Annotated in this window: 22 protein-coding genes; 5 read left to right on the top strand and 17 right to left on the bottom strand. The window is 44.9% G+C overall.

Going from position 1 to position 26,253, the window contains the following annotated elements:
* Positions 1-14 precede the first annotated feature (14 nt).
* The 7 genes from polA to MOB98_RS01390 form a co-directional block, all read right to left on the bottom strand.
* A complete protein-coding gene (gene polA / locus MOB98_RS01360) occupies positions 15-2,657 on the bottom strand; it encodes a DNA polymerase I (RefSeq protein WP_268359002.1) in 2,643 nt (880 codons plus the stop codon).
* 240 nt (positions 2,658-2,897) lie between these two features.
* The gene (gene phoR / locus MOB98_RS01365; RefSeq protein WP_268359000.1) at positions 2,898-4,637 is read right to left on the bottom strand and encodes a sensory box histidine kinase PhoR; all 1,740 of its coding nucleotides are present in this window, start codon (positions 4,635-4,637) and stop codon (positions 2,898-2,900) included.
* A complete protein-coding gene (phoP, locus tag MOB98_RS01370; protein ID WP_268358998.1) occupies positions 4,630-5,352 on the bottom strand; it encodes a two-component system response regulator PhoP in 723 nt (240 codons plus the stop codon). Before phoP ends, phoR begins: the two co-directional genes overlap by 8 nt.
* Positions 5,353-5,563: 211 nt before the next feature.
* Complete coding sequence (gene mdh, locus MOB98_RS01375) at positions 5,564-6,502, bottom strand: malate dehydrogenase (RefSeq protein WP_268358996.1); 939 nt, start codon at positions 6,500-6,502, stop codon at positions 5,564-5,566.
* A gap of 43 nt (positions 6,503-6,545) precedes the next feature.
* Positions 6,546-7,817 carry an NADP-dependent isocitrate dehydrogenase gene (gene icd / locus MOB98_RS01380; RefSeq protein ID WP_019259153.1) on the bottom strand — a complete coding sequence of 424 codons (1,272 nt, stop codon included), beginning with the start codon at positions 7,815-7,817 and terminating at the stop codon, positions 6,546-6,548.
* A 163-nt stretch (positions 7,818-7,980) separates the two neighbouring features.
* Positions 7,981-9,099, bottom strand: coding sequence for a citrate synthase (gene citZ, locus MOB98_RS01385; RefSeq protein WP_268358994.1), 1,119 nt, complete (start codon positions 9,097-9,099; stop codon positions 7,981-7,983).
* Positions 9,100-9,433: 334 nt separating this feature from the next.
* A complete protein-coding gene (locus MOB98_RS01390; RefSeq protein WP_003223553.1) occupies positions 9,434-9,898 on the bottom strand; it encodes a DUF441 domain-containing protein in 465 nt (154 codons plus the stop codon).
* A gap of 96 nt (positions 9,899-9,994) precedes the next feature.
* Between MOB98_RS01390 and ytvI the strand changes: the two genes are divergently transcribed.
* A complete protein-coding gene (gene ytvI, locus MOB98_RS01395) occupies positions 9,995-11,110 on the top strand; it encodes a sporulation integral membrane protein YtvI (protein ID WP_268358993.1) in 1,116 nt (371 codons plus the stop codon).
* Positions 11,111-11,142: 32 nt separating this feature from the next.
* On the opposite strand, the gene MOB98_RS01400 is transcribed toward ytvI, so the two are convergent.
* From MOB98_RS01400 to dnaE, 7 genes are all read right to left on the bottom strand, one after another.
* The gene (locus MOB98_RS01400) at positions 11,143-11,526 is read right to left on the bottom strand and encodes an FxsA family protein (RefSeq protein ID WP_268358990.1); all 384 of its coding nucleotides are present in this window, start codon (positions 11,524-11,526) and stop codon (positions 11,143-11,145) included.
* A 93-nt stretch (positions 11,527-11,619) separates the two neighbouring features.
* Positions 11,620-13,377 (bottom strand): pyruvate kinase, encoded by a 1,758-nt coding sequence (pyk, locus tag MOB98_RS01405; RefSeq protein WP_268358989.1) that lies wholly within the window; start codon positions 13,375-13,377, stop codon positions 11,620-11,622.
* Between the two features lie 42 nt (positions 13,378-13,419).
* Positions 13,420-14,379: a 6-phosphofructokinase gene (pfkA, locus tag MOB98_RS01410; protein ID WP_003237788.1), complete on the bottom strand. Its 960-nt coding sequence runs from the start codon at positions 14,377-14,379 to the stop codon at positions 13,420-13,422.
* 183 nt (positions 14,380-14,562) lie between these two features.
* Positions 14,563-15,540, bottom strand: a complete 978-nt coding sequence (gene accA, locus MOB98_RS01415; RefSeq protein WP_268358988.1) for an acetyl-CoA carboxylase carboxyl transferase subunit alpha — start codon at positions 15,538-15,540, stop codon at positions 14,563-14,565.
* Positions 15,525-16,397 carry an acetyl-CoA carboxylase, carboxyltransferase subunit beta gene (accD, locus tag MOB98_RS01420; RefSeq protein WP_268358985.1) on the bottom strand — a complete coding sequence of 291 codons (873 nt, stop codon included), beginning with the start codon at positions 16,395-16,397 and terminating at the stop codon, positions 15,525-15,527. The genes accA and accD overlap by 16 nt, the downstream gene beginning before the upstream one ends.
* 327 nt (positions 16,398-16,724) lie before the next feature.
* Positions 16,725-17,963, bottom strand: coding sequence for an NADP-dependent malic enzyme (gene maeB, locus MOB98_RS01425; protein ID WP_268358984.1), 1,239 nt, complete (start codon positions 17,961-17,963; stop codon positions 16,725-16,727).
* Between the two features lie 137 nt (positions 17,964-18,100).
* Positions 18,101-21,448, bottom strand: a complete 3,348-nt coding sequence (gene dnaE / locus MOB98_RS01430) for a DNA polymerase III subunit alpha (protein WP_268358982.1) — start codon at positions 21,446-21,448, stop codon at positions 18,101-18,103.
* Between the two features lie 139 nt (positions 21,449-21,587).
* Between dnaE and ytrH the strand changes: the two genes are divergently transcribed.
* From ytrH to MOB98_RS01445, 3 genes are all read left to right on the top strand, one after another.
* Positions 21,588-21,929, top strand: a complete 342-nt coding sequence (ytrH, locus tag MOB98_RS01435) for a sporulation membrane protein YtrH (protein WP_268358980.1) — start codon at positions 21,588-21,590, stop codon at positions 21,927-21,929.
* Positions 21,926-22,429, top strand: a complete 504-nt coding sequence (gene ytrI, locus MOB98_RS01440) for a sporulation membrane protein YtrI (RefSeq protein ID WP_268358978.1) — start codon at positions 21,926-21,928, stop codon at positions 22,427-22,429. Before ytrH ends, ytrI begins: the two co-directional genes overlap by 4 nt.
* Before the next feature lie 101 nt (positions 22,430-22,530).
* Positions 22,531-22,722, top strand: coding sequence for a hypothetical protein (locus tag MOB98_RS01445; protein ID WP_003229407.1), 192 nt, complete (start codon positions 22,531-22,533; stop codon positions 22,720-22,722).
* Positions 22,723-22,739: 17 nt separating this feature from the next.
* On the opposite strand, the gene nrnA is transcribed toward MOB98_RS01445, so the two are convergent.
* Positions 22,740-23,681, bottom strand: coding sequence for a bifunctional oligoribonuclease/PAP phosphatase NrnA (gene nrnA, locus MOB98_RS01450; RefSeq protein WP_268358977.1), 942 nt, complete (start codon positions 23,679-23,681; stop codon positions 22,740-22,742).
* A 130-nt stretch (positions 23,682-23,811) separates the two neighbouring features.
* Between nrnA and MOB98_RS01455 the strand changes: the two genes are divergently transcribed.
* Complete coding sequence (locus MOB98_RS01455; RefSeq protein ID WP_268358976.1) at positions 23,812-24,114, top strand: YtpI family protein; 303 nt, start codon at positions 23,812-23,814, stop codon at positions 24,112-24,114.
* Positions 24,115-24,132: 18 nt separating this feature from the next.
* On the opposite strand, the gene MOB98_RS01460 is transcribed toward MOB98_RS01455, so the two are convergent.
* On the bottom strand, positions 24,133-25,452 hold the full coding sequence (locus tag MOB98_RS01460) for a CBS domain-containing protein (protein ID WP_268358973.1): 1,320 nt from the start codon (positions 25,450-25,452) through the stop codon (positions 24,133-24,135).
* Between the two features lie 116 nt (positions 25,453-25,568).
* Entirely contained in the window at positions 25,569-26,252 is a 684-nt protein-coding gene (locus tag MOB98_RS01465) for a metal-dependent hydrolase (RefSeq protein ID WP_003245964.1), read from the bottom strand.
* Between the last annotated feature and the right edge of the window lies 1 nt (position 26,253).

Genomic DNA, 26,253 nt, shown 5'->3' on the forward strand with positions numbered 1-26,253 from the left:
CTTCCTATCTCTGTTTATTTCGCATCGTACCAAGATGGGCCTGACGCAAAGTCCACCTTTAACGGTACATCCAATGCAAGCGCATGCTCCATCACTTCAGGAACAAGCTTTTCAAGGATTTCAATTTCTTCCTTTGGCGCTTCAAAAATCAATTCATCATGAACTTGAAGCAGCAGTCTTGCCTTCAATTGCTTTTCTTTCAGCTTGGCAGCCATATCTATCATGGCTTTCTTTATAATATCAGCGGCGCTTCCTTGAATCGGTGTATTCATTGCCGTCCGCTCCGCAAAACTGCGGATATTAAAGTTTCGGCTCGTCAGCTCAGGAATATAGCGTCGGCGATGCATAAGTGTTGTTACGTAGCCTTTTTGCTTCGCGTCCTGAACCGACTCTTCCATGTACGCTTTTACGCCTTGAAAACTTTCCAAATAGCGGTCGATGAATGCTCCGGCTTCCTTTCGGGTAATGCCGAGGTTCTGTGACAGCCCGTAATCACTGATGCCGTAGACGATGCCAAAGTTGACCGCTTTTGCCTGGCGCCTCATCGCAGATGTCACTTCCTCTTCAGCAACATGGAACACATCCATTGCCGTTTTCGTATGAATATCCATATCATTTGTAAAAGCTTCGATAAGATTTTGATCCTTAGAAATATGGGCAAGCACCCGAAGCTCGATTTGTGAATAATCTGCTGCAAAAATGATCCAGTCTTTTTCAGACGGCACAAAAGCTTGGCGGATTTTGCGCCCTTCCTCAAGCCTGATTGGAATGTTTTGCAGATTCGGATCAGTCGAGCTGAGGCGCCCTGTTTGGGTTAAAGCCTGGTTAAAGCGCGTGTGCACCTTATGCGAATCCGGTCTCGTCACCTTTAAAAGCCCTTCAATATATGTCGATTGAAGCTTGCCGATTTGTCTGTACTGCAAAATATAGTCAACAATATCATGCTTGTCAGCCAGCTTTTCAAGCACATCGGCAGACGTGGAATAGCCTGTTTTTGTTTTTTTCACGACAGGCAACCCGAGCTTTTCAAACAAGATGACACCGAGCTGTTTAGGCGAATTGATATTAAACGGCTCTCCCGCAATCTCATGGATTTTTTCTTCATATTCCTTCAGCTTCGCGCCCAGTTCTTCACCCATGCGTTTTAAACGGTCAACATCGACCTTGACGCCAGTTGATTCCATTTCACCGAGGATAAGGGCAAGCGGCATTTCGAGCTCTTCAAACAGCTCAAGCTGATCGTTGTTCTCCAGCTCCTGAACGAGCTTTTCACGGAGGCTTTGGATGGCTAACGCTTTTCGGACAAGGTGCTCAGACAGTACATCTTCTGACGGCACCGCCCGTTTTGCCCCTTTTCCGTAAACCGATTCGTCGCTTTGAACGATATGCAGGCCATAATCCTTAGCAACACTCGCAACGTCGTCATATGAATTGCCCGGGTTGATGATATAAGCCGCAAGGAGCGTATCAAATTCGGCTCCTTTCAGCTCAATGCCCTGCCAGCGCAAAGCGACAACAGCCCGCTTGCTGTCGAAGACCCATTTCTTCTGCTCGTCATTTTGCACCCATTCTTTAAACACCTCAGACTCAACGGCAATGTCTTTCGGAATAAAATAAGATCCCGTTTCATTTACGATCGAAAATCCGAGAATTGGCTCTTCATGATAATTATCGCCAATCTGTTCAACAACAAATGAGGATGGAGAAACCAATATATCGCTTGTCACGTCTGTGACTGTTGTGACATTTATTTCTTCAAACGATTGATCCTGTTCTGCTTCTTCACTATCTTCCCCTAGCCGTTCAAGAAGCGTGTTGAATCCAAGATCTTTAAAGATGGCAATGACCTGTTCACGATTAAAGCCTTGATATTCCAGACCGGAAACAGATACGTCAATCGGCGCATCCGTCATAATCGTGGCAAGCTCCTTGCTCATCAATGCCTGATCCTTAAATTCCTCTAGCTTTTCCTTCAGTTTTTTTCCGCTCACCTCGTCAATGGACTCCAGCAGCTTTTCAACGGAATCAAACTGTTTTAAAAGCTTAATTGCAGTCTTTTCTCCGACGCCGGGAACACCTGGGATATTATCTGAGGAATCGCCCATCAAACCCTTCATATCAATGATTTGTTCAGGCGTAAGCCCGTATTTTTCTTTGACATGCTCGGGTGTGTAAAATTCAACATCGGTAATTCCTTTTCTCGTAATGGCAACCGTCGTTTTGTCTGTTGCCAGCTGGGTTAAATCCTTATCTCCAGAAAAAACCTTAACTTCAAACCCTTCTTTTTCAGCCGATTTGGCCAGTGTGCCGATAATATCGTCAGCTTCGTATTGCTCCAGTTCGTAGCGGCTGATCTGATAGGCATCCAGCAGCTCGCGGATAAAAGGCATTTGTTCGGAAAGCTCAGGCGGGGTTTTCTGTCTGCCGCCTTTATATTCTTTAAATGTGCCGTGACGAAATGTTGTTTTCCCGGCATCAAATGCGACCAGCATGTGCGTCGGTTTTTCATCCTCAAGCATCTTCATCAAAATCATCGCAAAGCCGTATACCGCATTCGTATGAACACCTTTATCATTGCTTAACAGCGGCAATGCAAAAAACGCACGGTAAGCCAAACTGTTTCCGTCTACAAGCACTAATTTTTTTCGTTCCGTCATTCAATATCCTCCTAAAAAAGCCGCAGCTTCCGTTCATCTCTTAGTAATCATAGCTTCTCTTATTTTAACAAAGTTCAATTTGAAAGGAAAATACGTGAACTGAAGAGAAGACACAAAAAAGGACGGGAACACAAAAAGGTTCCCGCCGTCAAAATTGGCTCCTTGGATGAAGGGGTTCTACTACATCCTACCAGCATAGGTTTAACAGTGCATGAAGATATTGTTAAACCTTTGTAAACATTAAGCGGACTTTTCAGCGGCCCGTTTCAATGTCACTGTAAAGACGGTTCCCTGCCCCGGCTCACTTGTGACATCAATTTTCCCTTCATGAGCCTCTATAAGATGCTTGACGATCGCAAGGCCTAGTCCGGTTCCGCCTGAATTCCTGCTTCTGTCTTTATCCACGCGATAAAAACGTTCAAAAATACGCGGAATTTCTTCTTTCTGAATGCCGATTCCGGAATCGGCAACTTCAATCTGAATGTCTGTTTCTCCGGGCTTTACATTGATCGCTACAGAGCCCCCCTCAGGCGTGTAGGTTAACGCATTGTTTACGAGATTCAGAAATACCTGCTTCAGCCTGTGCGGGTCCCCCGAAACAAAGATCGGGTCTTTCGGGACATTCAGTTGCAGGGAGATCCCTTTCTCATCCGCCTTATGGTTCAGAAGCGTTTCAATCTCACCAAGCATTTTGGCTGGCTCAAATGTTTCGATGCTGAGCGTGAAGTTTTGCTGCTCAATTTTTGAGAGATCGAGAAGATCCTGAACCAAAGACTGAAGCCTTTCGCTTTCCTTTAGAATAATAGAGAGAAACTCACTAAGCGCCTCTTTGTCCTCCATTGCCCCGTCCAATAACGTCTCCGTAAACCCTTTAATAGACGTAATCGGCGTTTTCAGCTCATGAGAAACATTAGCCACAAAATCCTTTCTCATCTGCTCTAATTTCTTCGTCTCTGTCATGTCATGGAAAACAAGTACAATTCCTTTCCATTCATCATCCGGCCCCATAATAGGAACGCCGTCCACCTCAAAATAACGCCGTTCAATTTTGATCGGCAGCCTTAACAGCTTGCACTTCTTTGTCTCCGTCATAAAGATGTCTTCGACAAGCTGGATCACTTCTTCATGTTCAAATGCATCATGATAAAGACGGCGCAGCATCTGATTCGGGTTGATATGAAACTGTTTGGCGTAAGATCTGTTTACGAGATTGATAAAGCCTCTTCCATCAATCATAATCAGCCCGGAGCCGATATTTTCAATGACTGTCAGCAGCCGGTCCCGCTGCATTTCCTGCGTTCTCGTCATTTCCATCAAATCAACGGCAAGGCTGTTCATCGCACGGCCAAGCTTATCAGAGCGCCTGATATAGCCGCCGTACGTTCGGGCATCGTAATTCCCCTTGGACAGCTCTGTTGCTACGTTTGTGGCTGCTTCAATTGACCTTTTATAACGCGAGGTCATAGTGGAATAAAAATAAATAATAACGATAAAAGCGGTACAAAGACTGGCCGTCAGCATCCCCCACAATTCGCCGTTCAAGCCGGAGTTATGTTCAGGGGCAGAAAGCAGCATATATCCTGTTTTCTCGCCTTCGCTTCTAAGCGAAAGCCCGTAATAAAGCTTGTTATCTGCTGTTGAGAGAACACCCTCATGGCCAGAAACAAGCGCCTGTACCTTTTGAGAATCTGCCGCGCTCCCGTTTGACCCATACAGCACCTTGCCGTCTGTATCGAGAACGGATGCGTTCACATCAAGTGCGCCGCCTGCATCTTTAATGATTTTCTCATTTGCTTGATCATTCAGATTGCCGGCATCAAGCAGCGAAGCCATGTATTTGGCTTCTTTTTCAATGTGTTCCTCTGCTTTCCTTTGATCAGATGTTTCAAAGAGCTGCTGCAAAAACAGCCCGAGGACGCTAAACACCAGAATCATACAGACAACGAGTACAGAAAAAAGGCGCAAACGGTATTTATTCATTCATTTTTGGCTCCTCCAATTTATACCCCAATCCCCTAATCGTTTTAATATAGATCGGTTTTTTTGTATTGCTTTCAATTTTGTCGCGGAGATGGCTGATATGCACATCAACAATCCTGGTATCTCCGGCAAAATCATAATTCCAAACAGCGCTCAGCAGCAGGTCTCTCGTCAGCACTCTGCCTTTATGCCTGCCTAAATAGAGCAGCAGTTCGAATTCTTTCGGTGTCAGTTCAAGCTGATTTTCTTTAAAGTACGCTTCATAATGATCAGGCAGGATTTTCAGATCGCCAATTACAATCTGGCCTTCCGTTTCATCGTTTTTCACTTCACTAGAGGGCGCAGCCATTTCGGAACGCCTTAAAATCGCTTTGACTCTTGCATTGACTTCCCTTGGACTGAACGGCTTGGTCATATAATCATCTGCACCGAGCTCAAGCCCTAATACTTTGTCGAATTCCTCATCCTTCGCTGTCAGCATTAAAATGGGAAACATCAGTTTCTGCTGCCTCAGCTGCTTACACACTTCGATTCCGTCCAGTTTTGGAAGCATTACATCAAGCACAATCAAATCAGGCTTCTCTGTTTCCGCTTTTTTGAGTGCTTCTTCTCCATCTGAGGCGGTAATGACATCATAGCCTGACCGTTCCAGATTGTACTGTAAAAGAGTAACAATAGATTCTTCATCATCCACAACTAAAATTTTCTTGTTCATGCTGTGCCTCCAGTATTATAATTCCCCGACATCCTATTTCTCTATTTTATGTCATCTTAACATGTTTCATGATTTTATTTTAGCGAAAGCAGGACATTCCGACAATTCGCCTTTTACATCATTTTTAAAAGAAATAAAGAAGGCTGTGATAACGCTTTCATTTATAGTAAAAAGAGAAAGGCTTTATCAAGCAAGCCTTTCTCTCTTTTTATTAGGATAATACTTTCATGACATTTTTGACAGATTCAACTGATTTATTCAGCTGTGCTCTTTCATAGTCTGTCAGTTCAAGCTCAATGATTTGTTCAAGACCGTTGCCGCCTACAATTGTAGGAACGCCAAGGTAGATGCCTTCATAGCCGTATTCACCTTCAAGATAGGCAATTGTAGGAAGGACGCGGCGCTGATCTTTCAAGATCGCTTCGACCATTTCCGTAAGAGAAGCTGCAGGCGCATAGTACGCGCTTCCGTTTCCGAGAAGATTCACAATTTCGCCTCCGCCCTTTCTTGTGCGCTCCACAATGGCGTCAATCCGTTCTTTCGGAATGAGAGTTTCAAGCGGGATACCGCCGGCATAAGAATAACGCACAAGCGGCACCATGTCGTCACCGTGTCCGCCAAGCACAAAACCAGTCACATCTTTCACTGACAGGTTTAATTCCTCTGCTACGAACGTTCTGAATCTTGCCGTATCAAGCACACCGGACTGGCCGATGACGCGCTCTTTAGGAAAGCCTGATTCTTTATACACCGCGTAAGTCATTGCATCAACAGGATTTGTCAGCACTACAATGATAGAGTCAGGAGAATATTTCACGATTTCTCGTGTAACGCTTCTCATAATTTTTTCGTTTGTAGAGACCAGATCATCTCTGCTCATACCAGGTTTTCTTGCGATACCGGCAGTAATGACAACAATGTCAGAACCTGCTGTATCCTCATAGTTGGATGTTCCCGTAATTCTTGCGTCAAAGCCTTGAACCGGGCTTGCTTCAAACATATCAAGCGCTTTTCCTTTTGTCGGGTTCTCCAACTGCGGAATATCAACAAGAACAACGTCCGCCAGCTCTTTTTGAGCAATTAAAAATGCAGTTGTTGCTCCGGTAAAACCTGCTCCGATAACAGAAACTTTTTTACGAGTATTTCCCATGTCTCTCTTCTCCTTTATGGCTAGTTTTAGGCTGTTTCCTTGCTTAGTCCATGTTTTTAATCAGTTCTTCTCCAAACTCTGAACATTTCACTTCAGTCGCGCCATCCATTAATCTGGCAAAATCGTAAGTTACGACTTTAGAAGCAATTGTTTTTTCCATAGATTTGATAACCAAATCAGCCGCTTCGTTCCATCCTAAATGCTCAAGAAGCAGAACGCCTGAAAGAATAACTGAAGATGGGTTTACTTTATCAAGGCCGGCATATTTAGGAGCCGTTCCGTGCGTTGCCTCGAAAATCGCATGCCCTGTTTCATAGTTGATGTTCGCTCCAGGAGCAATACCGATTCCGCCGACTTGTGCAGCAAGCGCATCTGAAATGTAATCTCCGTTCAGGTTCATTGTCGCAACGACATCAAACTCGTTCGGACGCGTTAAGATCTGCTGAAGGAAAATGTCAGCAATGCTGTCTTTGATAATGATTTTGCCTGCTGCTTCCGCTTCGCTTTGCGCTTTGTTTGCAGCGTCTTTTCCTTGTTCTTCAGCAATTCGGTCATATTGAGCCCATGTGAAGACTTTTTCGCCGTATTCTCTTTCAGCAAGTTCATAGCCCCAGTTTTTGAAGGCGCCTTCTGTGAACTTCATGATGTTTCCTTTGTGAACAAGCGTTACTGATTTGCGGCCATGCTCAATCGCATAATCAATAGCAGCTCTGACTAAACGGCTTGTTCCTTCTTCAGAAACAGGCTTAATGCCGATACCGGATGTCTCAGGGAAACGGATTTTGTTGACGTTCAACTCATTTTGCAGGAAGCTGATGAGCTTTTGCACTTCTTCAGAGCCTTTTGCATACTCGATGCCTGCGTAAATATCCTCTGTATTTTCACGGAAGATGACCATATCAGTATCTTCAGGGCGTTTTACCGGTGACGGCACTCCAGTGAAGTATCTTACAGGTCTTAAGCAGACGAATAGGTCAAGCTCTTGTCTAAGCGCTACGTTCAAAGAACGGATCCCGCCGCCGACAGGTGTTGTTAACGGCCCTTTAATCGCGATGAAATATTCGCGGATCACATCTAATGTTTCAGCAGGAAGCCATTCGCCTGTTTTATTATAAGCCTTTTCTCCGGCATAAACTTCTTTCCACGTAATTTTCTTTTCGCCTTTGTATGCTTTTTCAACTGCTGCTTCCAAAACCTTCGAAGCCGCGTTCCAAATATCAGGACCGGTTCCGTCTCCTTCGATAAATGGGATAATCGGGTTGTTTGGTACGTTTAATACTCCGTTAGAGACTGTAATTTTTTCGCCTTGTGCCACAATAAAAACCTCCCAGTATGTAATTCATATTTAGAAAACATTTTATTTTTCTTATATAGAAAACAAAATGATTTTTCTCAACATTCAATATAAAGTGTAACGATTTTTGATGTTCTGAACAAGAGGCTAACCTCATTGACGCAAGCCAGCCTCCAATGGTTCTTTAGGCTCTTTCTTCAATTGGAACAAATGCTTGTTTATCAGGGCCTGTGTAATCTGCGCGCGGGCGGATCAGACGGTTGTTGTCATACTGCTCAAGAATATGAGCGAGCCAGCCGGACATTCTGCTTACAGCGAAAATCGGTGTAAACAAATCATGGTCAATGCCGAGGCTGTGATAAACTGAAGCCGAATAGAAATCAACGTTAGGCGGAAGCTTTTTCTCTGAAGTGACGATCTCTTCTACACGAATCGACATCTCATACCATTTGCTTTCGCCTGTCAGGTTGGTCAGGCGCTTGCTCATTTCTTTCAGATGCTTCGCGCGCGGGTCGCCATGCTTATAGACGCGGTGGCCGAATCCCATAATTTTTTCTTTCTTTTCGAACTTCGCGCGGATGTACGGCTCAGCGTTCTCCACTTCGCCTATTTCTGTCAGCATTTTCATAACGCCTTCATTCGCCCCGCCGTGAAGAGGGCCCTTCAGCGCGCCGATTGCGGCAGTAATGCCTGAATAAATATCAGAAAGTGTTGCGACACAGACCCTTGCAGTGAACGTTGACGCGTTCAATTCGTGGTCAGCATGTAAAATCAATGCCTTGTTGAAGGCTTCGACCTCAATTGGCGAAGGCTCTTCACCGTTTAATGTGTAGAGAAAATTCTCGGCAATGCCGTAGTCTTCTCTTGGTTCAACAGGCTCAAGGCCTTTGCGTATTCTGGAAAATGCTGCAACCAGACCAGGCACCTTTGCCTGAAGGCGGATCGCCTTTCGGTAGTTGGCTTCAGGGTTCATGGTATCAGCCTCGCTGTCAAGCAGGCCTAGTAATGAAATCGCTGTCCGAAGAGCAGCCATGGGATGAACATTTTCGAGGGAATAAGATTTGAAGTGCTCAATAATTTCTTGCGGAACGGCAGCTTCCTTTGCAAGCTGCTGCTTTAACTCATCAAGCTCTTTTTTGTTTGGCAGCCTTAAATGCCAAAGCAAGTAGATGATTTCTTCAAAACTTGCATTCTCTGTTAAATCATCGATATCATACCCCACATATGTAAGGGTATCATCAATAATAGAACTAACAGATGATGTTGTTGCTACAACCCCTTCAAGACCGCGTGTCGCTGTCATATATAACATCTCCTTTTCAATTAATTTCCCCTTTAAGAGTGTTGTAAAAACATGAGGCTTACTTAAAATGCATGATGCAAGTATTTCTCTCCCCCAAAAAGAAAATGCTTACATTTTACTGGCTGCTGGTACTGAAACCCTTTGCTTATGAAAGAACATAACAAATTCTTATAAGCTTATTTAAGTTTAAGCCTATTCTCATTATAAACAATAATCAGACATTTGTTAAATGTTTACCTATAATTTTTTTTTTCATTCTGTGATTTCCCTGAAAAAACGCCTTTATTTGCGGGTTTTTGCATATAAAAAAAAAGCGGCTTTAGGGCCGCTTTTTTTATGAAGTGAACAGTTTTACGATCTGCATGGCTATATAAGCAATCCCCGCTCCGATCAGCGGGCCCACCGCAACTCCGCCAAAAAGCGCGACGGCAAGAATGGTCCCGATCACGAGAGCAGTTGTAATATGCGGGTCATTTTCCAGCAGGGTCAGGCCGTTTTTGGCAATCAGCGCCACTGCGATTCCTGCTCCCAAGGCGATCCACGCATAGGAAGACCGCACTGCTTCTCCAAGCTGCTTAAATCCGATTTCTCCCGTGGCAATCGGAACGAGAACAGCGATTGTGATAATGGTCACTCCCCAATTAATGCCTTTTGACTGGATGGTTGGAAATAATTTCTGGTCAAGCCCAACGATTTTGATGATCAAAAGGACGGATACAGCAAAGAGCAATGATTGGTTTTTTGCGATAAGTGCAATAGCCAAGAGGATAATTAAAAATAAATTCGCTTGTGTAAACACATGCCATCCCTCCTTTAAGATGAATGTATACATATTCAGCCGGGGCGTGAATACATATAAAAAATAGGACATGCTGACGAGAGGAGGAGCGTTTTCGTGAATCAATCTTATATCACTGTTTTTTTCAGAACCCTCTTTGTCATATCAATTACCGCAGGATCGATAGCTGCGGCCTATTATTCGTTTCCGTTAACTTATCCGTTCCTGATCGCCCTTATTCTCTCATCAGTGATTCATCCTGTTGTTGACTATTTGGACAAAGTGACAGGATTCCCCCGAACGATAAACGTTCTGGGCGTGCTTGCTTTTTTTCTGCTTGCAGCCTTCGGCGTGCTCACCATTCTAGTAGCGGAAATCATAACGGGAACAGCCTATCTTGCGAAAACGCTGCCTCCGCATATCAGCACGTTTATCTTATATTGCGAAAAATTGTTTACGACTCATATCCAACCGCTCTATAACGAACTGGCCCTCTTGTTTCAAGAATTGGAGACCAACCAGCAGGCTTCGATCGTCACCCATATTCAGACACTCGGTGATTCCGCCGCTAAAAATGCCGGACTGCTGCTGTCCCACATTCTAGAAATGATCCCGAGGTTTTTCGCGCTTCTTCCCAACACGGCGGCTGTTCTGATTTTTTCTCTCCTGGCAACATTTTTTATGACAAAGGACTGGCACAAGCTGAAAGCAATGCTCGTTTCGATTCTGCCGGATCGGGTTACAGCTAACAGCAAGGCGATCAGCAGCGAATTAAAAAAAGCAATGACCGGTTTTATCAAAGCGCAGGCCGTTCTTGTTTTCATTACAATGGTGATTGTATTTATCGGCCTTTCTCTCTTAAAAGTTGAACATGCCGCAACAATTGCCTTTTTAATCGGGCTTGTTGATCTTCTCCCTTATTTAGGTGCGGGCTCCGTATTTGTGCCGTGGATTTTGTATTTATCGGTTACCGGACAGCTTCCCCAGGCGATCGGGATCGGGGTATTGTACCTCGTCGTACTTATTCAGCGGCAGCTGACAGAGCCTAAAATATTAAGCAAATCTATCGGGATCGATCCGCTGGCAACGCTCATCGCCCTGTTCGCCGGTTTTAAATTATTTGGGTTTTTAGGACTGATTGCCGGGCCGGCTTTTCTCGTCATGATCCAGGCCTTCATCACAACAGGCGCATTAAAGGAAATATGGTCCTATATCACCGTTCAGCAAAAATAAAACAGCAGCCCATGTTGCATGGCTGCCGTTTTTTATTTGATGATGATCCGCTTGTTCTTCGACATTCCTCTCAGCCATTTGAACAGAATCGGCTTACACCAGCTGCGGGTGAACGGGATAAGCAGACAGGCGCCGGCCAAATCTGATAAAAAGCCCGGAAGCATCAGCAAAAGACCGCCAATGAAAATGCACAGGCCGTCAGCAATCGCTTCCCCCGGCATTTTTCCATATTGAAGATCACGCTGAACCTTGTAATACACTTCGGTTCCTTGTTTTTTTGCAGCTGCTGCGCCGATAATGCCCGTCAGAACCATTAAAAGGACCGTCGGCAAAATGCCGATCAGCTTGCCTGAAAATAGGAATATGCCGATTTCTATTGCCGGAAACACAATAAAAAGCAAAAATAAAAATCTCATATCCAAGCCCCCCACACGTGTAACACGCCTCTGTTCAACATAAGGCAAGATAAAGAGAAAAGGAAGGGATTCCCCTTCCGTTTTCACCTGTGATTAAAGAACGCTTGCACGGCCTTGGTAAACAGCGCCTCTGGAAGCGTCAACTGTAATATCCTGGCCTTCTGTCAAAATAGATGTCGCATTTTCCATACCCACGATAACCGGAATGCCTAGGCTTAAACCGACTACCGCAGCATGGCTTGTCAAGCCGCCTTCTTCTGTAATAAGAGCAGACGCCTTTTCAAGAGATGCAATCATGTCACGGTCAGTGCTTTTCGTAACAAGAACCGCACCGTCAGTCATTTTTTGCTCAGCTTCTTTTGCATTTTGTGCAATGACAACCGGACCGTAAGCTGATTTGCGTCCGATGCCTTGGCCTTTAGCGATGATATCGCCGACAGTGTAAACTTTCATCAAGTTCGTAGTGCCAGACTCACCGACAGTGCCTGCTGTAATGACGATCAGATCGCCGTGTTTTACAATTCCGCTGTTCAATGATTTTTGGACAGCATCTTCGAGCATCTCATCTGTAGAGCTCGCATTTTGGCCGCTTTCTGCGAATACGCCAGATACGAGGGCAAGCTTTCTGGAAATAGAGTCATTTACAGTAACCGCTACAATCGGCGCCTGTGGACGGTATTTTGCGATCATACGTGCTGTATGGCCGCTTTCAGTTGGCGTTACGATCGCTGCAGCATTCAGGTTGATCGCCGTATGCGCGACAGATTGTCCAATCGCGTCTGTAATCGTCATGCCTACTTGATCTCTGCGTTTTGAAAGAATTTCTTTATAATTTAAAGCTTCCTCAGAACGGGACGCGATATTGTGCATTGTTTGAACCGCCTCAACCGGATAGCTTCCGGCAGCTGTTTCACCAGAAAGCATGATCGCATCTGTGCCATCGAAGATCGCGTTTGCAACGTCACTTGCTTCCGCACGAGTCGGACGCGGATTGCGCTGCATGCTGTCAAGCATTTGTGTCGCTGTAATAACAGGTTTGCCCAGCGCGTTGCATTTTTTGATCAGTTCTTTTTGCACAAGCGGCACTTCTTCAGCTGGAATTTCCACACCTAAGTCTCCGCGTGCAACCATTAAGCCGTCTGACACTTCGAGAATTGAATCGATGTTGTCAACGCCCTCTTGGTTTTCGATTTTCGGGATGATTTGAATATCCTGAGCATTGTGCTCTTCAAGAAGCTCACGGATTTCAAGCACGTCCGTAGAACGACGTACGAAAGACGCTGCGATGAAGTCTACTCCCTGCTCAATACCGAAAACGATGTCTCGCGCATCTTTTTCAGTAATACCAGGAAGGTTAACGCTGACGCCCGGTACGTTAACACCCTTTTTATTTTTAAGTGTTCCGTTGTTTAGCACTTTTGTTTTGATTTCGCGTTTAGCTGCATCAACATCAAGCACCTCTAGTCCGATAAGGCCGTCATCTAACAGAATTGTTGAACCTTGTTCAACGTCATCGACTAAACCTTCATATGTCACTGAAATTTTATCTGTTGTTCCTACAACCTCGTCCATTGAAATGATAAGCTCTTTGCCTGTTTCAAGCTCAATGCCGCCGTTTTCCATTGTATGTGTGCGGATTTCAGGACCTTTTGTATCAAGCAGGATACCAACGTTTTTGCCAAGCTTTTTGCTTGCTTCGCGAATATTTTTTATTCTTGCACCGTGCTCCTCAAAATCTCCGTGAGAAAAATTCAATCGAGCCACGTTCATTCCTGACTCCATTAATTTCGTAAGCATTTCAATACTTTCACTTGCCGGACCGATGGTACAAACTATTTTCGTTTTTCTCATTTGGTTCACTTCCTTCTGAAATCTTCAGCCTTCAGCTGCACATTAGATAGACAGTTCTTTTGAAAGCTGATACATGTTTTGCTCAACTGTGTGCTTTGTCTCCAGTATTTCTATAATATCATGGTCTACAAGCTTATTGTTTTGTATACCTACACAGCGTCCGCCTTTTCCTTCAAGCAGCAGTTCAACTGCATATGCGCCGAGACGGCTTGCCAATACGCGGTCAGCAGCACTCGGTGAACCTCCGCGCTGGATATGGCCCAATACAGATACCCTAGTTTCAAGATTTGTTTCTTCTTCAATGCGTTTCCCGAATTCAACACCGCTGCCTACACCCTCGGCAACAATAATAATGCTGTGCTTCTTGCCGCGTTCGTGGCCGCGTTTTAAACGGGCAATGATTTCGTGCATGTCATAGTCTGCCTCAGGGATTAGGATTGATTCCGCGCCCCCTGCAAGACCGGCCCACAATGCGATATCGCCGGCATGGCGGCCCATTACTTCGATCACATATGTACGTTCATGAGAAGTCGCTGTATCGCGAATCTTATCAATTGCGTCAATTACTGTATTTAAAGCTGTATCGAAACCGATTGTAAAGTCAGTGCCCGGAATGTCATTATCAATTGTACCCGGTACACCTACACATGGAAACCCGTGTTCCGTCAATTTTTTCGCACCCATATAAGAACCGTCTCCGCCGATGACAACAAGGCCTTCAATACCAAGCTTCTTCAAGTTTTCTATCCCTTTTTCACGGCCTTCAACCGTTTTAAATTCAGGACATCTTGCCGTATAAAGCTTAGTTCCTCCGCGATGTATAATATCGCCTACAGATCCGAGTTCAAGCTTTTCAATCTTTCCGCTGATTAATCCTGCGTATCCGTTGTAAATGCCGTATACTTCAACGTCATGATAAATCGCCTTTCTGACTACTGCGCGAACTGCTGCGTTCATTCCCGGGGAATCCCCGCCGCTCGTTAATACCCCTATACGTTTCATTCTCCATTCACCTCAGCAACATATATGATTAAACATAACATGATCATTGCCATAAAAACAATGAAAAGGGATCTCCATCCTCCCTATGAAACCTTACCTATTATACAATTAAATAAATTGTTTTTAAATAAAATTTAAGGAATGTCACAAAAAATAAACGTGAGCCAAAGGCTTCACGTTTATTTAGTTTACCCCGATATATTGATCTTCAATCGAGACTTTGCCAATTGCTTTATATTTTTCATAGCGCTGCTGGACTAATTCTTCCTCGCTCAGCTTCAGCAAAGTTTTTAACGATTGTTTAAGGGTTTCGTCCATATAGCTTGCCTGCAGCTTTACATCGTGATGCGCTCCGCCTTTTACTTCTTTTATCATATGATCTATAATACCTAATTCTTTTAAATCCGGCGCAGTGATTTTCATTGTTTCTGCTGCTTTTTTAGCAAGACTGGAGTCCTTCCATAAAAGTGCCGCGGCACCTTCAGGAGAAATAACAGAATAAGTAGAGTTTTCCAGCATATGCAAGTGATTTCCAACACCTAGACCTAGGGCTCCGCCGCTTCCGCCTTCGCCAATGACGATGCAGATAACAGGCACTCGAAGGCCGGCCATCTCAAACAGGTTTTTGGCAATGGCTTCGCTTTGTCCTCTTTCTTCCGCTGCTCGACCAGGGTATGCCCCCTTCGTATCAATAAAACAGATAATTGGTCTGTTGAATTTATCCGCCTGTTTCATGAGACGAAGCGCTTTTCGATAGCCTTCAGGATGCGGCATCCCAAAATTGCGGACAAGGTTTTCCTTCGTGTCTTTGCCTCGCTGATGCCCGATTACTGTTACAGGAAGACCATGGAATTTCGCAATGCCGCCGACAATGGCTTCATCGTCTCCGTATGCTCTGTCTCCGTGACATTCAAAAAAGTCGGTAAACAGGTGTTCGATATAATCAAGCGTTGTCGGACGGTCCGCCAGACGCGCAATTTGAACACGGTCCCAAGGCTTCAGATTTTTATAAATATCATCCTGAAGCTTAGCGAGACGGTCTTCTAGCCGTGCGATTTCTGCACTCAGATCCATATCGGAGTCCTGGGTGAATTTTTTTAGTTCGGCGATTTTCGTTTGCAGTTCAATCACCGGTTTTTCAAATTCTAATCTTGCAGCCACTCAATGTCACCTCCTGTTTGATGCATATCCAGCAGATTCTTTAACGTTTGTTTCATGTCATCGCGGTGAATAACCGCATCAAGCTGTCCATGTTTCAATAAAAATTCAGCCGTTTGGAAGTCCTCAGGCAATTTTTCCCCTATTGTCTGTTCAATAATCCGTCTTCCGGCAAAACCGATCAGCGCGCCAGGCTCAGCGAAATTGTAATCACCAAGTGAAGCAAAGCTCGCTGATACACCTCCGGTAGTCGGATGCGTCATAACTGAGATAATGAGCCCCCGTTCTTCACTGAACAATTTTAAGGCAGAGCTTGTCTTAGCCATTTGCATCAAACTTAATACGCCTTCCTGCATTCTCGCACCGCCTGAAGCCGTAAAAATAATAAACGGAACTTTAGCAGCTTTTGCTTTTTCAATCGCAAGCGTGATTTTTTCGCCAACGACTGAACCCATGCTGCCCATTCTGAATGAAGAATCCATGACGGCGACAACCGCCGGAAATCCGCCGATGGTGCCCTTGCCTGTCACAACAGCCTCGTTTAAGGATGTTTTCTCGCGATCTTTTTCAAGCTTTTCCAGATATCCCGGGAAACCAAGCGGATTTTCCGATAACATTCCCTGATTGAATTCCTCAAAGGTTTGTTCATCCATCAAGCTTTCGATACGCTGTTTTGCGTTCATCGGGAAATGATAATCGCAGTTCATGCATACCCGCATATTTTTATCCAACTCTTTAGTGAGCATGATTTTTTTACACTTAGGACATTTTGTCATAATGCCTTCCGGTACATCGTGCTTCGCTTGATCAGATGGTACGGAAGCATACTTTTTCTTTTTCGTGAATATATCCTTTAACAAATGATTACCTCCCTTTTGTGAAGGGTTCTCTTCACCGCATGTCATCAATCTGATAGACTTGCTAATAACTTTACCGAAACTATTGTACTTTTTTTGTCAAACGCTGTCATCCTTAATTCGACATCTTTTTATTCAATGACGCGTTCGGAAAGGCTCGTGAGAAATCAGATTAAGCGTTGAACCGACAGGATTGAGAGCGCATTCAAAAATAATGTTAAACCCAGCTGAAATTTTTTCAAGATCAACCCCTAAAAAAATTTCAGCCGCGAGTTTAACTTGAGAACAGCGCGCCGGTCTCCGCCAACGCGCTGCCATTTTTGGAATGAATTAAAATGATTCACCAATAATCGTAAGTTGTCTCGTTTTTTCAGCAACTTCCTCAGGATCAACAGTGATTCTTGCGACACCTGTTTCCATTGCCGCTTTTGCCACAGCCTTCGCAACAGCAGGCGCAACACGTTTATCAAACGGTGCAGGGATGACGTAATCTGCGCTAAGCTCATCTTCTGAAACCAGTGAAGCAATGGCTTCAACCGCTGCAATTTTCATTTCCTCGTTAATGTGAGTGGCACGAACGTCAAGCGCTCCGCGGAAAATACCAGGGAATGCAAGAACATTGTTTACTTGGTTCGGGAAGTCAGAACGGCCCGTTCCGATAACGCTCGCACCAGCTTCACGCGCATCCTCCGGCATAATTTCCGGATTTGGATTGGCCATCGCAAAGATAATCGGATCTTTTGCCATGCTTTGTACCATTTCTTTTGTTAGCGCCCCTGCTACAGACACACCGATAAATACGTCAGCATCAACGATGACATCTTTCAGAGAACCATCCTTGCGGTCCTGGTTTGTGAATTTCGCCACTTCGTTTTTAACATCGTTCATGCCGTTCGGGCGCCCTTCATAAATCGCCCCTTTTGAATCGCACATCACGATGTCGCGTACACCGTAATGGTGAAGAAGCTTGATAATCGCAATACCGGCCGCACCGGCTCCATTTGCGACAACTTTAATGGAGGACATGGATTTTCCAGACAGTTTCAGCGCGTTAACAAGGCCTGCAACAGTTACAATGGCAGTACCGTGCTGATCATCATGGAAAACCGGAATGTTTGTTTCTTTTTTGAGGCGCTCTTCAATGATAAAGCAGTTTGGCGCTGCAATATCTTCAAGGTTGACGCCGCCGAATGTCGGTTCAAGCAATTTTACAGTTTCAACGATTTTATCAACATCGTTTGTGTTTAAAGCAATCGGGAACGCATCTACGCCCGCAAAGCTTTTGAAAAGAACAGCTTTTCCTTCCATAACAGGAAGTGCGGCTTCCGGGCCGATATTTCCAAGACCAAGCACAGCTGTCCCATCAGTTACAACTGCTACCATGTTCCCCTTCATTGTATAATCATATACTTTGTTAATGTCTTCATGGATATCCTTACATGGTTCAGCAACACCCGGGGAATAAGCAAGGCTCAAATCTTTCGCGTTTCTGACTTCTACTTTTGATTTAGACTCCAGTTTCCCCTGATTGACTTTATGCAGGTGTAATGCTTCTTCTCTTAATGACATTCTCCTAAACACTCCTTATGGATATTTTTTTGATTCGTATACTGCTGCGTTGATTGCTGCATTCTGCGGAGTTAATCTATCTGAATATTTAAACAGGATCACATAATTGCTCCAATTGTATAACAAAAAGTGCATCGTTACCACTGTTTTAAAACGACGTTTTTTTGACCCAACAGCTCTTTTAAGCGATATAACACCTGGTGATCCGCATGGATATGAAACGACTCAGGAAGCTTAATTGTCTGTTTTTGCCTTTCATAATAGAGATAAACGCCTGTTTCCCCTTTATGCTCCAGCAAAATGCGCTTAATTTTTTCCAGGATCTCCTGGCTGTGCTGACTGCTTTCTACTTTTATATAAACCGATGGCGCTTTTTCTGCATCCATATTTTCTAATAATTCTGCCCGGGACATGATGAACTGAACCTTGTCCTGCCTTACTTCACATTTCCCCGCTGTGAACAAAAGGGCGCCTTCCCTTAAAACGGGAGAAAGCAACCTGAATTGTTCAGGGAAAACAACGGCTTCCATTTCGCCTGATTCATCGCTGAGCGTTAAAAACGCCATGTTTTGACCTGTTTTTGTCCGAATTGTTTTGACCTTCGACAGCAGGACTCCGAGAGAAAGCTGCCTTTTGACTGCCTGCTGGGCCTGCAAAATAGTCACTGCACCGTGAGCAGCCAGCTGTTTGCGGAAGGCAGAGAGCGGATGATTTGAAAAATAAATGCCAAGCGTTTCTTTTTCGAACGCAAGCAAATCCACAAGCGGGAGCTCCTCCGTCTCCACATACTTCGGCTTAATCGAAAACGATTCATCTAAAAACAATCCCATTTGATCATCATCTGCAGCGAATAGCTCAGCATGCTCCAAAGCAACGTCAATGGATGCGAGCAGCGTAGCCCGGTTATGGCCGAATTCGTCCATCGCGCCAGAAAAAATAAGTGCTTCAAGCGTTTTGCGATTGACGCTTTTAGACGGCACACGAAAGCAGAAATCGAAAAGATCTTCAAATGGTTTCTCTTTTCTTGCTTTATATATATCTTTGACTGCTGAGACGCCTACACTTTTTATCGCGCGGAGGCTGTATCTGACAGATCCGTCTTCAACTGTAAACGGAAAACTGCTTTTGTTCACTGACGGAGGAAGGATACGAATCCCGCTCCCCTTTGCTTCGTAAAGATATTGAGAAATTTTATCCTCATTGCCAATGACGCTTGTCAGCAATCCGCACATAAAATATAACGGATAATGAGCTTTCAAATACGCAAGCTGGCAACCGATCATGCTGTATGCCACCGCATGGCTCCTGTTAAAGCCATAGTTTGCGAATTTGACGATTAAATCGTAGACTTCATTTGCAGTGTCTACAGAATACTCCTTTTTTAAGCACCCTTCAACAAAATGGCTTCGTTCTCTGTCCAAGATTTCTTTTTTCTTTTTGCTGACCGCCCGTCTCAGCAGGTCCGCTTCACCTAAAGAAAACCCTGCCATACGGGAAGCAATCATCATAATTTGTTCCTGATATACAATAACGCCATATGTATCTTCCAAGATGCTCCTTAAATCTTCATGGGGATAGTGAACAGGCGCCCGGCCGTGTTTACGGTCAATAAATAACGGTATATGTTCCATCGGGCCAGGCCGGTACAGCGCATTGACCGCCACAATATCCTCCAGGCCTGAAGGTTTAAGACGCTTCAGGACGCTTCTCATCCCTGCTGATTCAAGCTGGAAGATCCCTGTCGTATCCCCTTTTGACAGCAAGGAAAACGTTTTGTCATCGCGGTAGGAAATACGTGAAAGATCTATTTTAATATTTTCTTCTTTTTCGATCATTGACGTGATGGACTCGATGAGCGTAAGGTTGCGCAACCCTAAGAAATCCATTTTTAAAAGGCCCAAGTCTTCAAGGTGATCCATCGCGTACTGCGTCAAATATATCCCTTCATGCCCTTCCTGAAGCGGGACAACATCCGTTAACGGTTCTTCACTCAGGACAACGCCTGCTGCGTGGGTTGATGTATGCCTTGGCAGCCCTTCTATTTTTCGGGCAATTGCATAGACTTGCTGGAGCAGGCTTGACTCCCGAAGCCGCTTATCCAGCTGCGGTGACTGCTGTCTCGCTTCATCCAGCGTCATGCCCGGCCTTGAAGGAATGAGTTTTGCAAGCTGATCTGCCTCCTTCGGGCTGACGCCGAATACTCTGCCGACGTCCCGAAGCGCCGCCTTTGCCGCAAGTGTTCCAAAGGTGATAATCTGCGCAACGTGCATCGCACCGTATTTCTGCTGAACGTATTGAATGACTTCATCCCTTCTTGTATCAGGAAAGTCAATATCAATATCCGGCATGCTGATGCGTTCCGGGTTTAGAAACCGTTCAAACAGCAGATGATGCTTAATTGGATCAACATCTGTGATATACAGCACATAAGCCACAAGAGAGCCTGCTGCTGACCCCCTTCCCGGTCCCGTTACGATCCCTTTTTCGTGGGCATGCTTCATAAAATCCCATACGATCAGAAAGTAATCACTAAACTTCATCCGTTTGATGACATCTAGCTCATATTGCAGACGGCGAAGATATCGTTCATCAGGCTTGCCAAATCGGCTGTGTAGTCCTGCCATACAGATGTCCGTTAAATAATCATCAGCGGGCGTTCCGTCTGGAGTGGGAAAAGACGGGAGACGGGTCTGCCCGAGGCTGACATCAACCCGGCATTGTTCCGCGATCTCAACAGAAGCTTGCAGTGCTTCGGGATGCTCCCGATAAATGTTTTGCATTTCGTCGAGGGGTTTCAAATCGAGATCAGGCAAATCTTCGGCGGGTGCATCCGTCAGCTTTTCGCCTGCTTTAATCGCTTTCAGACAGCGGTAGGCAGTCTTATCTTCTTTTCTGATGTAATGCACATCGCCTGTAGCCGTCACAGGGATACCCGTTTCTTCTGACAGCTTTAGGACCTGTTCAGACAAGGATGGATTCCCTTTAAAAGGCTGATAGGAGAAATAAAAAGCTCCTTTTCCGAATATAGACTGAAATTCTAGTGCGGCTTGAGCGGCCTGTTCAAACAGCCCCCCTTCAAGAAGCATCTCAATATATCCTTTTTCGCCGGGCGTTATCGCGATAATGCCTTCCCGATAACTGTGAAGCCATTTCTGTTTTAGCCCGCCTTTTGATTTCGATTGCAGGACGCTGCTGATTTTCAGCAGGTTTTGATAGCCTGTATTTGATTTGGCCAGCAGCACGAGCGGGTAGGCTTCAAGCTCGTTATCATCTGTAAAAACAGAAGCCGTCAAACCGATTATTGGGTTGATTCCCCTCGCCTTGCATGCTTTATAAAATTGAATTGCTCCGTACATGACATGATCATCTGTCAGCGCCAAAGACGCATATCCGAGCCTGTCAGCTTCACTGACGAGCTCTTCCACGGCCGCGGCGCTGTTTAGCAGGCTGTACCCGCTATGCACTTGCAGGTGAACAAAAGACATGCTATCACCTCTTTCTCATTACGATCCATTTCTTTCTTCATTATAAGGCCGGTTTCCAAAAGAAACAAATGTTCTTTTTTGACTCATCATCATACTTGTCCTGAATGCTCAATATGATATAAAAGGTGAGGTGATAAAGATGGATCAGGAAGCAGGATTTATGGTGAATTTTATCAACAGCTACTTCATAGCGTTAGGGGTACTGATCGGAGGCGCACTCATCGGAGGGCTCGGCGCATATTTAGCAGGCGAAGCACCGCTTACGTCCATTACAAAGCTTGCGAACAAATTAAAAATATGGGCGCTTGTCGCGGCTATCGGAGGCACCTTTGATGCGGTATACAGCTTTGAACGGGGCATTCTTGAGGGCAACACGAGGGATATCTTTAAGCAGCTTCTTTTGATTATCTCGGCTATGGGCGGCGCGCAAAGCGGCTGGCTCATTATTTCATGGCTGACCCAGGAGCATCTTTCTTCATGAGGGTCCCCCAGCATTACAAAAAACCGGGGTGGCAGCGTTTTTTCGCGGGAATGATGTGCGGGGCTGTAATCAGCTGGTTCTTTTTCCTGTTTACTTATGGAACATTCCAAGAGGAGCAGGTCAGCCTCATCGAAAAACAAAAAGAGCACGTAAAAGACCTGAACAATCAAATTTCGATCTATCAGGAAGACCTCCATAAACTGAATGAAGACAATAAAAGAAAACTCTTGATCCAAAGTGTCAGCGTCAAATTAGTGAATGGGGAAAAATATAAAATATCGCAGCCGGATAAAACAAAATTCGAGGAACATGTAAAGGATAATATTTCAGAAGTGATCACAAAAGACATAGAGAGCGTCTATCAAACAAAGGATCTTTTAAAACTGACAATTGAAAACAAAGTCTATATGATCAACGAAAAAAAATACAAGGCAACGGTCAAGGAATTAATTATTTATACGAGACTGACGGTAGAACTTGAAATATCATTCGCCGCATAATTATGGATTTTTTTTAAATTCTCCAAACTTCTGTCGCTTTTTCCCATTCTTTTTTATAAACTATATGTGAGGCTTAATGGCGAAAGGAAGGAGGAAGAGAAATGGAGGTTTACAGTGACCGTCAGCTAGCAAAAGATCAAGCAGCCCGGCTCAGACAAGGTTTTTCTGCGTATGCCGAAACAAACTCACTCGCTTCCCTCATCAAAAAAGAACTTCAATCTCACAATCTCCAAGTCTACGAGGACCTTACTGATTTCGGCTGCTGGTTCATCCCCGTCACAGATGAACACTAGGAGAGAGGGTCTCCCCTCTACTTGTGTTCTTTACATAATGTTTCCAGATCAGCTAAAATCCGATCAGCTTCGTCCCAGCTATAAATAGAGGCACCTGAAGCAAGCGGATGCCCTCCGCCGTTATATTTCCTGGCAAGTCCGTTAATAACAGGCCCTTTCGAACGGAATCTGACTCTGATTTGATCATCTTCTTCTACGAAAAACACCCAAGCGCGAATACCTGAGATATTGCCAAGCGTCCCGACAAGCTGTGACGCTTCAGAAGCCGTTGTGCCGAACTTTTCAAGCGTATCCTTTTTGATGAAAACAGAAGCGGCACCGTTTTCGGACAATGACACATTTTGAAAGATAAAGCCGTTAAGCTTCACCACATTCAGTTTTGTTTCATACAATTGATTAAACAACTCTGAGGAAGAGAATGGATACTGAATGAGCTCGCCTGCATATTTTAATGTTTTTTCCGTAGTATTCGGAAATAAGAAGCGTCCGGTATCTCCGACAATGCCGGCATAGATCAGCTCTGCCGCTTTCGTATTCAGCTTCCAGCCGTGCTCTTTTCCTTCTAAATACAGCTCGTAAATCATTTCGCTTACCGAGCTTGCGCTTGTATCGACCCAGAGAAGGTCACCGTATGGATCTTCGTTCGGATGGTGGTCGATTTTCATCAGTTTGGCGCCTGAAGGATAACGCTGATCGTCGATTCTTTCCTGATTTGCCGTATCGCAGACAATGACAAGTGCGCCCTCATATGTTTCATTGTCCACCTCATCAAGGGAATATAAGAAGGAGAGGGACGGTTCAGGCGTGCCGACCGCAAAAATATTTTTTTCAGGATACGTTTCCCGCAGGATTTCCGTAAGTCCGCACTGTGATCCGTAGGCATCCGGATCAGGACGCACATGTCTATGTAAGATAATCGTGTCATATAATGATATGGTTCTGATCAGTTCTGTTTTCATTTGATACTCCTTTATTGTTTTTATTCATTAAATCACATTCTCTGCCGACGGAAAAGAAAAATAACGTCAAAACCAAGCCCGTTTTTGTATAGAATGGGTTTGTAAACTTTTACGATGGAGGATTTCATTTATGCTGGTTCTTGTTTTTTTGATTGGGCTTTCAGCCTGCTTTTATGTGTTCTACAAAGCAAAAGGCGTACGGGCAAAGCAATCTTTAGAAAAAGAAATCTATTCAGCAAAATCAAGCATGGCCTTAGGGTCACTTGTCCTGTTCTACGGCCTCAACCAAATGATATTATTCCATTCTGTATTAACGTTAGTGATCGGCGGTATCTTTATCGTTATCGGAGCAGGAAGCGCTTGGGCAGGTTTAAAAGCCTACAGGCATTACAATCCCCTTCACGCCAAAGAAGCTGAAAGAGATCACGCGTAAGGGGCGCCTGAACGTCCCTTAGCTTCTTTCCATCAGCTGAACCATCAGCATCGCTTTAGACACGATATGGCCTTGGCTGTGCACTTCAACTTCCATTTTTCCGAACTTTCTGCCGGCCTCCAAGATGCGCGGTCTGACTTCGATGACCGATTCCATCTGCACAGGCTTCAAAAAGAAAATGGTGATGCTTTCAATAACGAGTTCGCCGCGTTTTTTCGAGCGCAAAAACCGGTTTGCCGCTTGCGTCAAAATGGTTGTAAACACACCGTAAGAAATGGTTCCGAGCTGATTTGTCATCTGCGGCGTGACTTCGTACTCGTAAACCGTTTGATCCTCTTTCTCATTATCCTCATCTTTAAATCCCCTTGAAACGATATCATCAAGCTTCTCCCCGACCTGGGGCTGCTTTTGAATCATTTGAAGGGCTTTCAGCACGTCCTGGCGGCTGATCATGCCGATCAGTTTTTGGTGGCCGTCGGTGACAGGAAGCACTTCAATCCCTTCCCATACCATCGTTTGCGCCGCTGAGGCGACAGATGTTTTCCCAATAACCGTTACGGGGTTTTTGGTCATGACCTTTTCGATGGGTGCGTTTCGGTCATGGCCGGCAATATCTTTTGATGTCAGAATGCCGTGGATTTTCATTTGATCATCGACCACCGGGAAGCGGCCGTGTCCCGTTTCAAAATTTTTCTCATACCATTTTTCAAGCTTATCCTTAGGCGAAAGATATACCGTGCGGTCAGCAGGCGTTAGGATGTCCTCCACCAGGACAATTTCTTTTTTGATCAGCTGGTCATAAATCGCCCGGTTAATCATTGCAGCAACTGTAAAGGTGTCATAGCTCGTGGATAAAATCGGCAGCTCAAGCTCATCTGCCAGCTGCACAATGCTGTCATCCGTGTTGAAGCCCCCGGTCACCAATACAGCTGCGCCCGCTTCAAGCGCTTGTCTGTGTGCGTTGATTCTATTTCCGACAATCAAAAGATTCCCCGCTGCGGTGTAACGCATCATCGCGTCCAGCTCCATCGCGCCAATGACGAATTTATTCAATGTCTTATGGAGTCCGGCCCGTCCTCCGAGCACTTGTCCGTCTATGACATTTACAACCTCTGCATAGGTAAGCTTTTCAATGTTCTCTTTTTTCTTTTGCTCAATCCTGATTGTGCCCACACGTTCAATCGTGCTGACAAACCCTTTATTCTCTGCTTCCTTGATCGCTCTGTACGCAGTCCCTTCGCTTACTTTCATTTCCTTCGCAATTCTTCGCACAGAAATTTTTTCACCGACAGGCAGTGAATCAATATACGTTAAAATTTGTTCATGCTTCGTCGCCAAGCCTTTCACCTCTAAGGACAGTCTTCTGCTTTTATTATAAGGGCTCGGAGGATTTGTACGCAATGAGCCTGGAAAATAAAAAACCATCTCCTGTCAACCAAGAGATGGTTTCACGTTTAAAGCTCGATCGTCTCACCGACCGACATGACTTTACCGACTCCGCCCGGCAGGCTGTCAGCAAATGCTTCAGGGTCTTGTTCGATGACCGGGAATGTATTGTAATGAACCGGCACGACCTGTTTTGCCCGCAGCCATTCAGCGGCAAGCTTGGCGTCTTCAGGCCCCATCGTAAAGTTATCGCCAATCGGCAGGAAAGCAAGATCAATATGGTTCAATTCGCCAATAAGTTTCATATCAGAGAAAAGAGCCGTATCGCCCGCGTGGAAAATCGTTTTATCTTCTACAGTCAGCAATATACCGGCTGGCATGCCTGTGTATGTGATCGTTTTGTTTTCTTCATCTGTGATGGCTGATCCGTGAAAGGCCTGTGTGAGCTTCACTTTTCCAAAATCGAACTGGCGGGAGCCGCCAATATGCATTGGATGAACATTCAAGCCTTTCCAGCCTAAGTACACAGCGAGCTCGTTCGGGGCTATAACCAGCGCGTTGTTTTGCTTGGCGATTTGTTCAGTATCACCGACATGGTCATTGTGGCCGTGCGTTAATAAGATGACATCCGCTTTTACATCCTCCGGCTTTATATCCGTTAATGAATTCCCTGTTAAAAACGGATCAAAAATAATATGATGGTCCTTCGTTTCCACTGTGATTACAGAATGTCCGTGATATGTCACTTTCATT

The sequence above is a fragment of the Bacillus sp. N13C7 genome, assembly GCF_026790065.1.
Lineage (GTDB): Bacteria > Bacillota > Bacilli > Bacillales > Bacillaceae > Bacillus.

Coding starts and splice junctions, on each gene's coding strand:
- polA (WP_268359002.1), bottom strand. CDS start 2,657: ATGACGGAACGAAAAAAATTAGTGCTTGTAGACGGAAACAGTTTGGCT.
- phoR (WP_268359000.1), bottom strand. CDS start 4,637: ATGAATAAATACCGTTTGCGCCTTTTTTCTGTACTCGTTGTCTGTATG.
- phoP (WP_268358998.1), bottom strand. CDS start 5,352: ATGAACAAGAAAATTTTAGTTGTGGATGATGAAGAATCTATTGTTACT.
- mdh (WP_268358996.1), bottom strand. CDS start 6,502: ATGGGAAATACTCGTAAAAAAGTTTCTGTTATCGGAGCAGGTTTTACC.
- citZ (WP_268358994.1), bottom strand. CDS start 9,099: ATGACAGCGACACGCGGTCTTGAAGGGGTTGTAGCAACAACATCATCT.
- MOB98_RS01400 (WP_268358990.1), bottom strand. CDS start 11,526: ATGAGATTTTTATTTTTGCTTTTTATTGTGTTTCCGGCAATAGAAATC.
- pyk (WP_268358989.1), bottom strand. CDS start 13,377: ATGAGAAAAACGAAAATAGTTTGTACCATCGGTCCGGCAAGTGAAAGT.
- pfkA (WP_003237788.1), bottom strand. CDS start 14,379: ATGAAACGTATAGGGGTATTAACGAGCGGCGGGGATTCCCCGGGAATG.
- maeB (WP_268358984.1), bottom strand. CDS start 17,963: ATGTCATTAAGAGAAGAAGCATTACACCTGCATAAAGTCAATCAGGGG.
- dnaE (WP_268358982.1), bottom strand. CDS start 21,448: ATGTCTTTTGTTCACCTGCAAGTGCATAGCGGGTACAGCCTGCTAAAC.
- ytrH (WP_268358980.1), top strand. CDS start 21,588: ATGGATCAGGAAGCAGGATTTATGGTGAATTTTATCAACAGCTACTTC.
- ytrI (WP_268358978.1), top strand. CDS start 21,926: ATGAGGGTCCCCCAGCATTACAAAAAACCGGGGTGGCAGCGTTTTTTC.
- MOB98_RS01445 (WP_003229407.1), top strand. CDS start 22,531: ATGGAGGTTTACAGTGACCGTCAGCTAGCAAAAGATCAAGCAGCCCGG.
- nrnA (WP_268358977.1), bottom strand. CDS start 23,681: ATGAAAACAGAACTGATCAGAACCATATCATTATATGACACGATTATC.
- MOB98_RS01455 (WP_268358976.1), top strand. CDS start 23,812: ATGCTGGTTCTTGTTTTTTTGATTGGGCTTTCAGCCTGCTTTTATGTG.
- MOB98_RS01465 (WP_003245964.1), bottom strand. CDS start 26,252: ATGAAAGTGACATATCACGGACATTCTGTAATCACAGTGGAAACGAAG.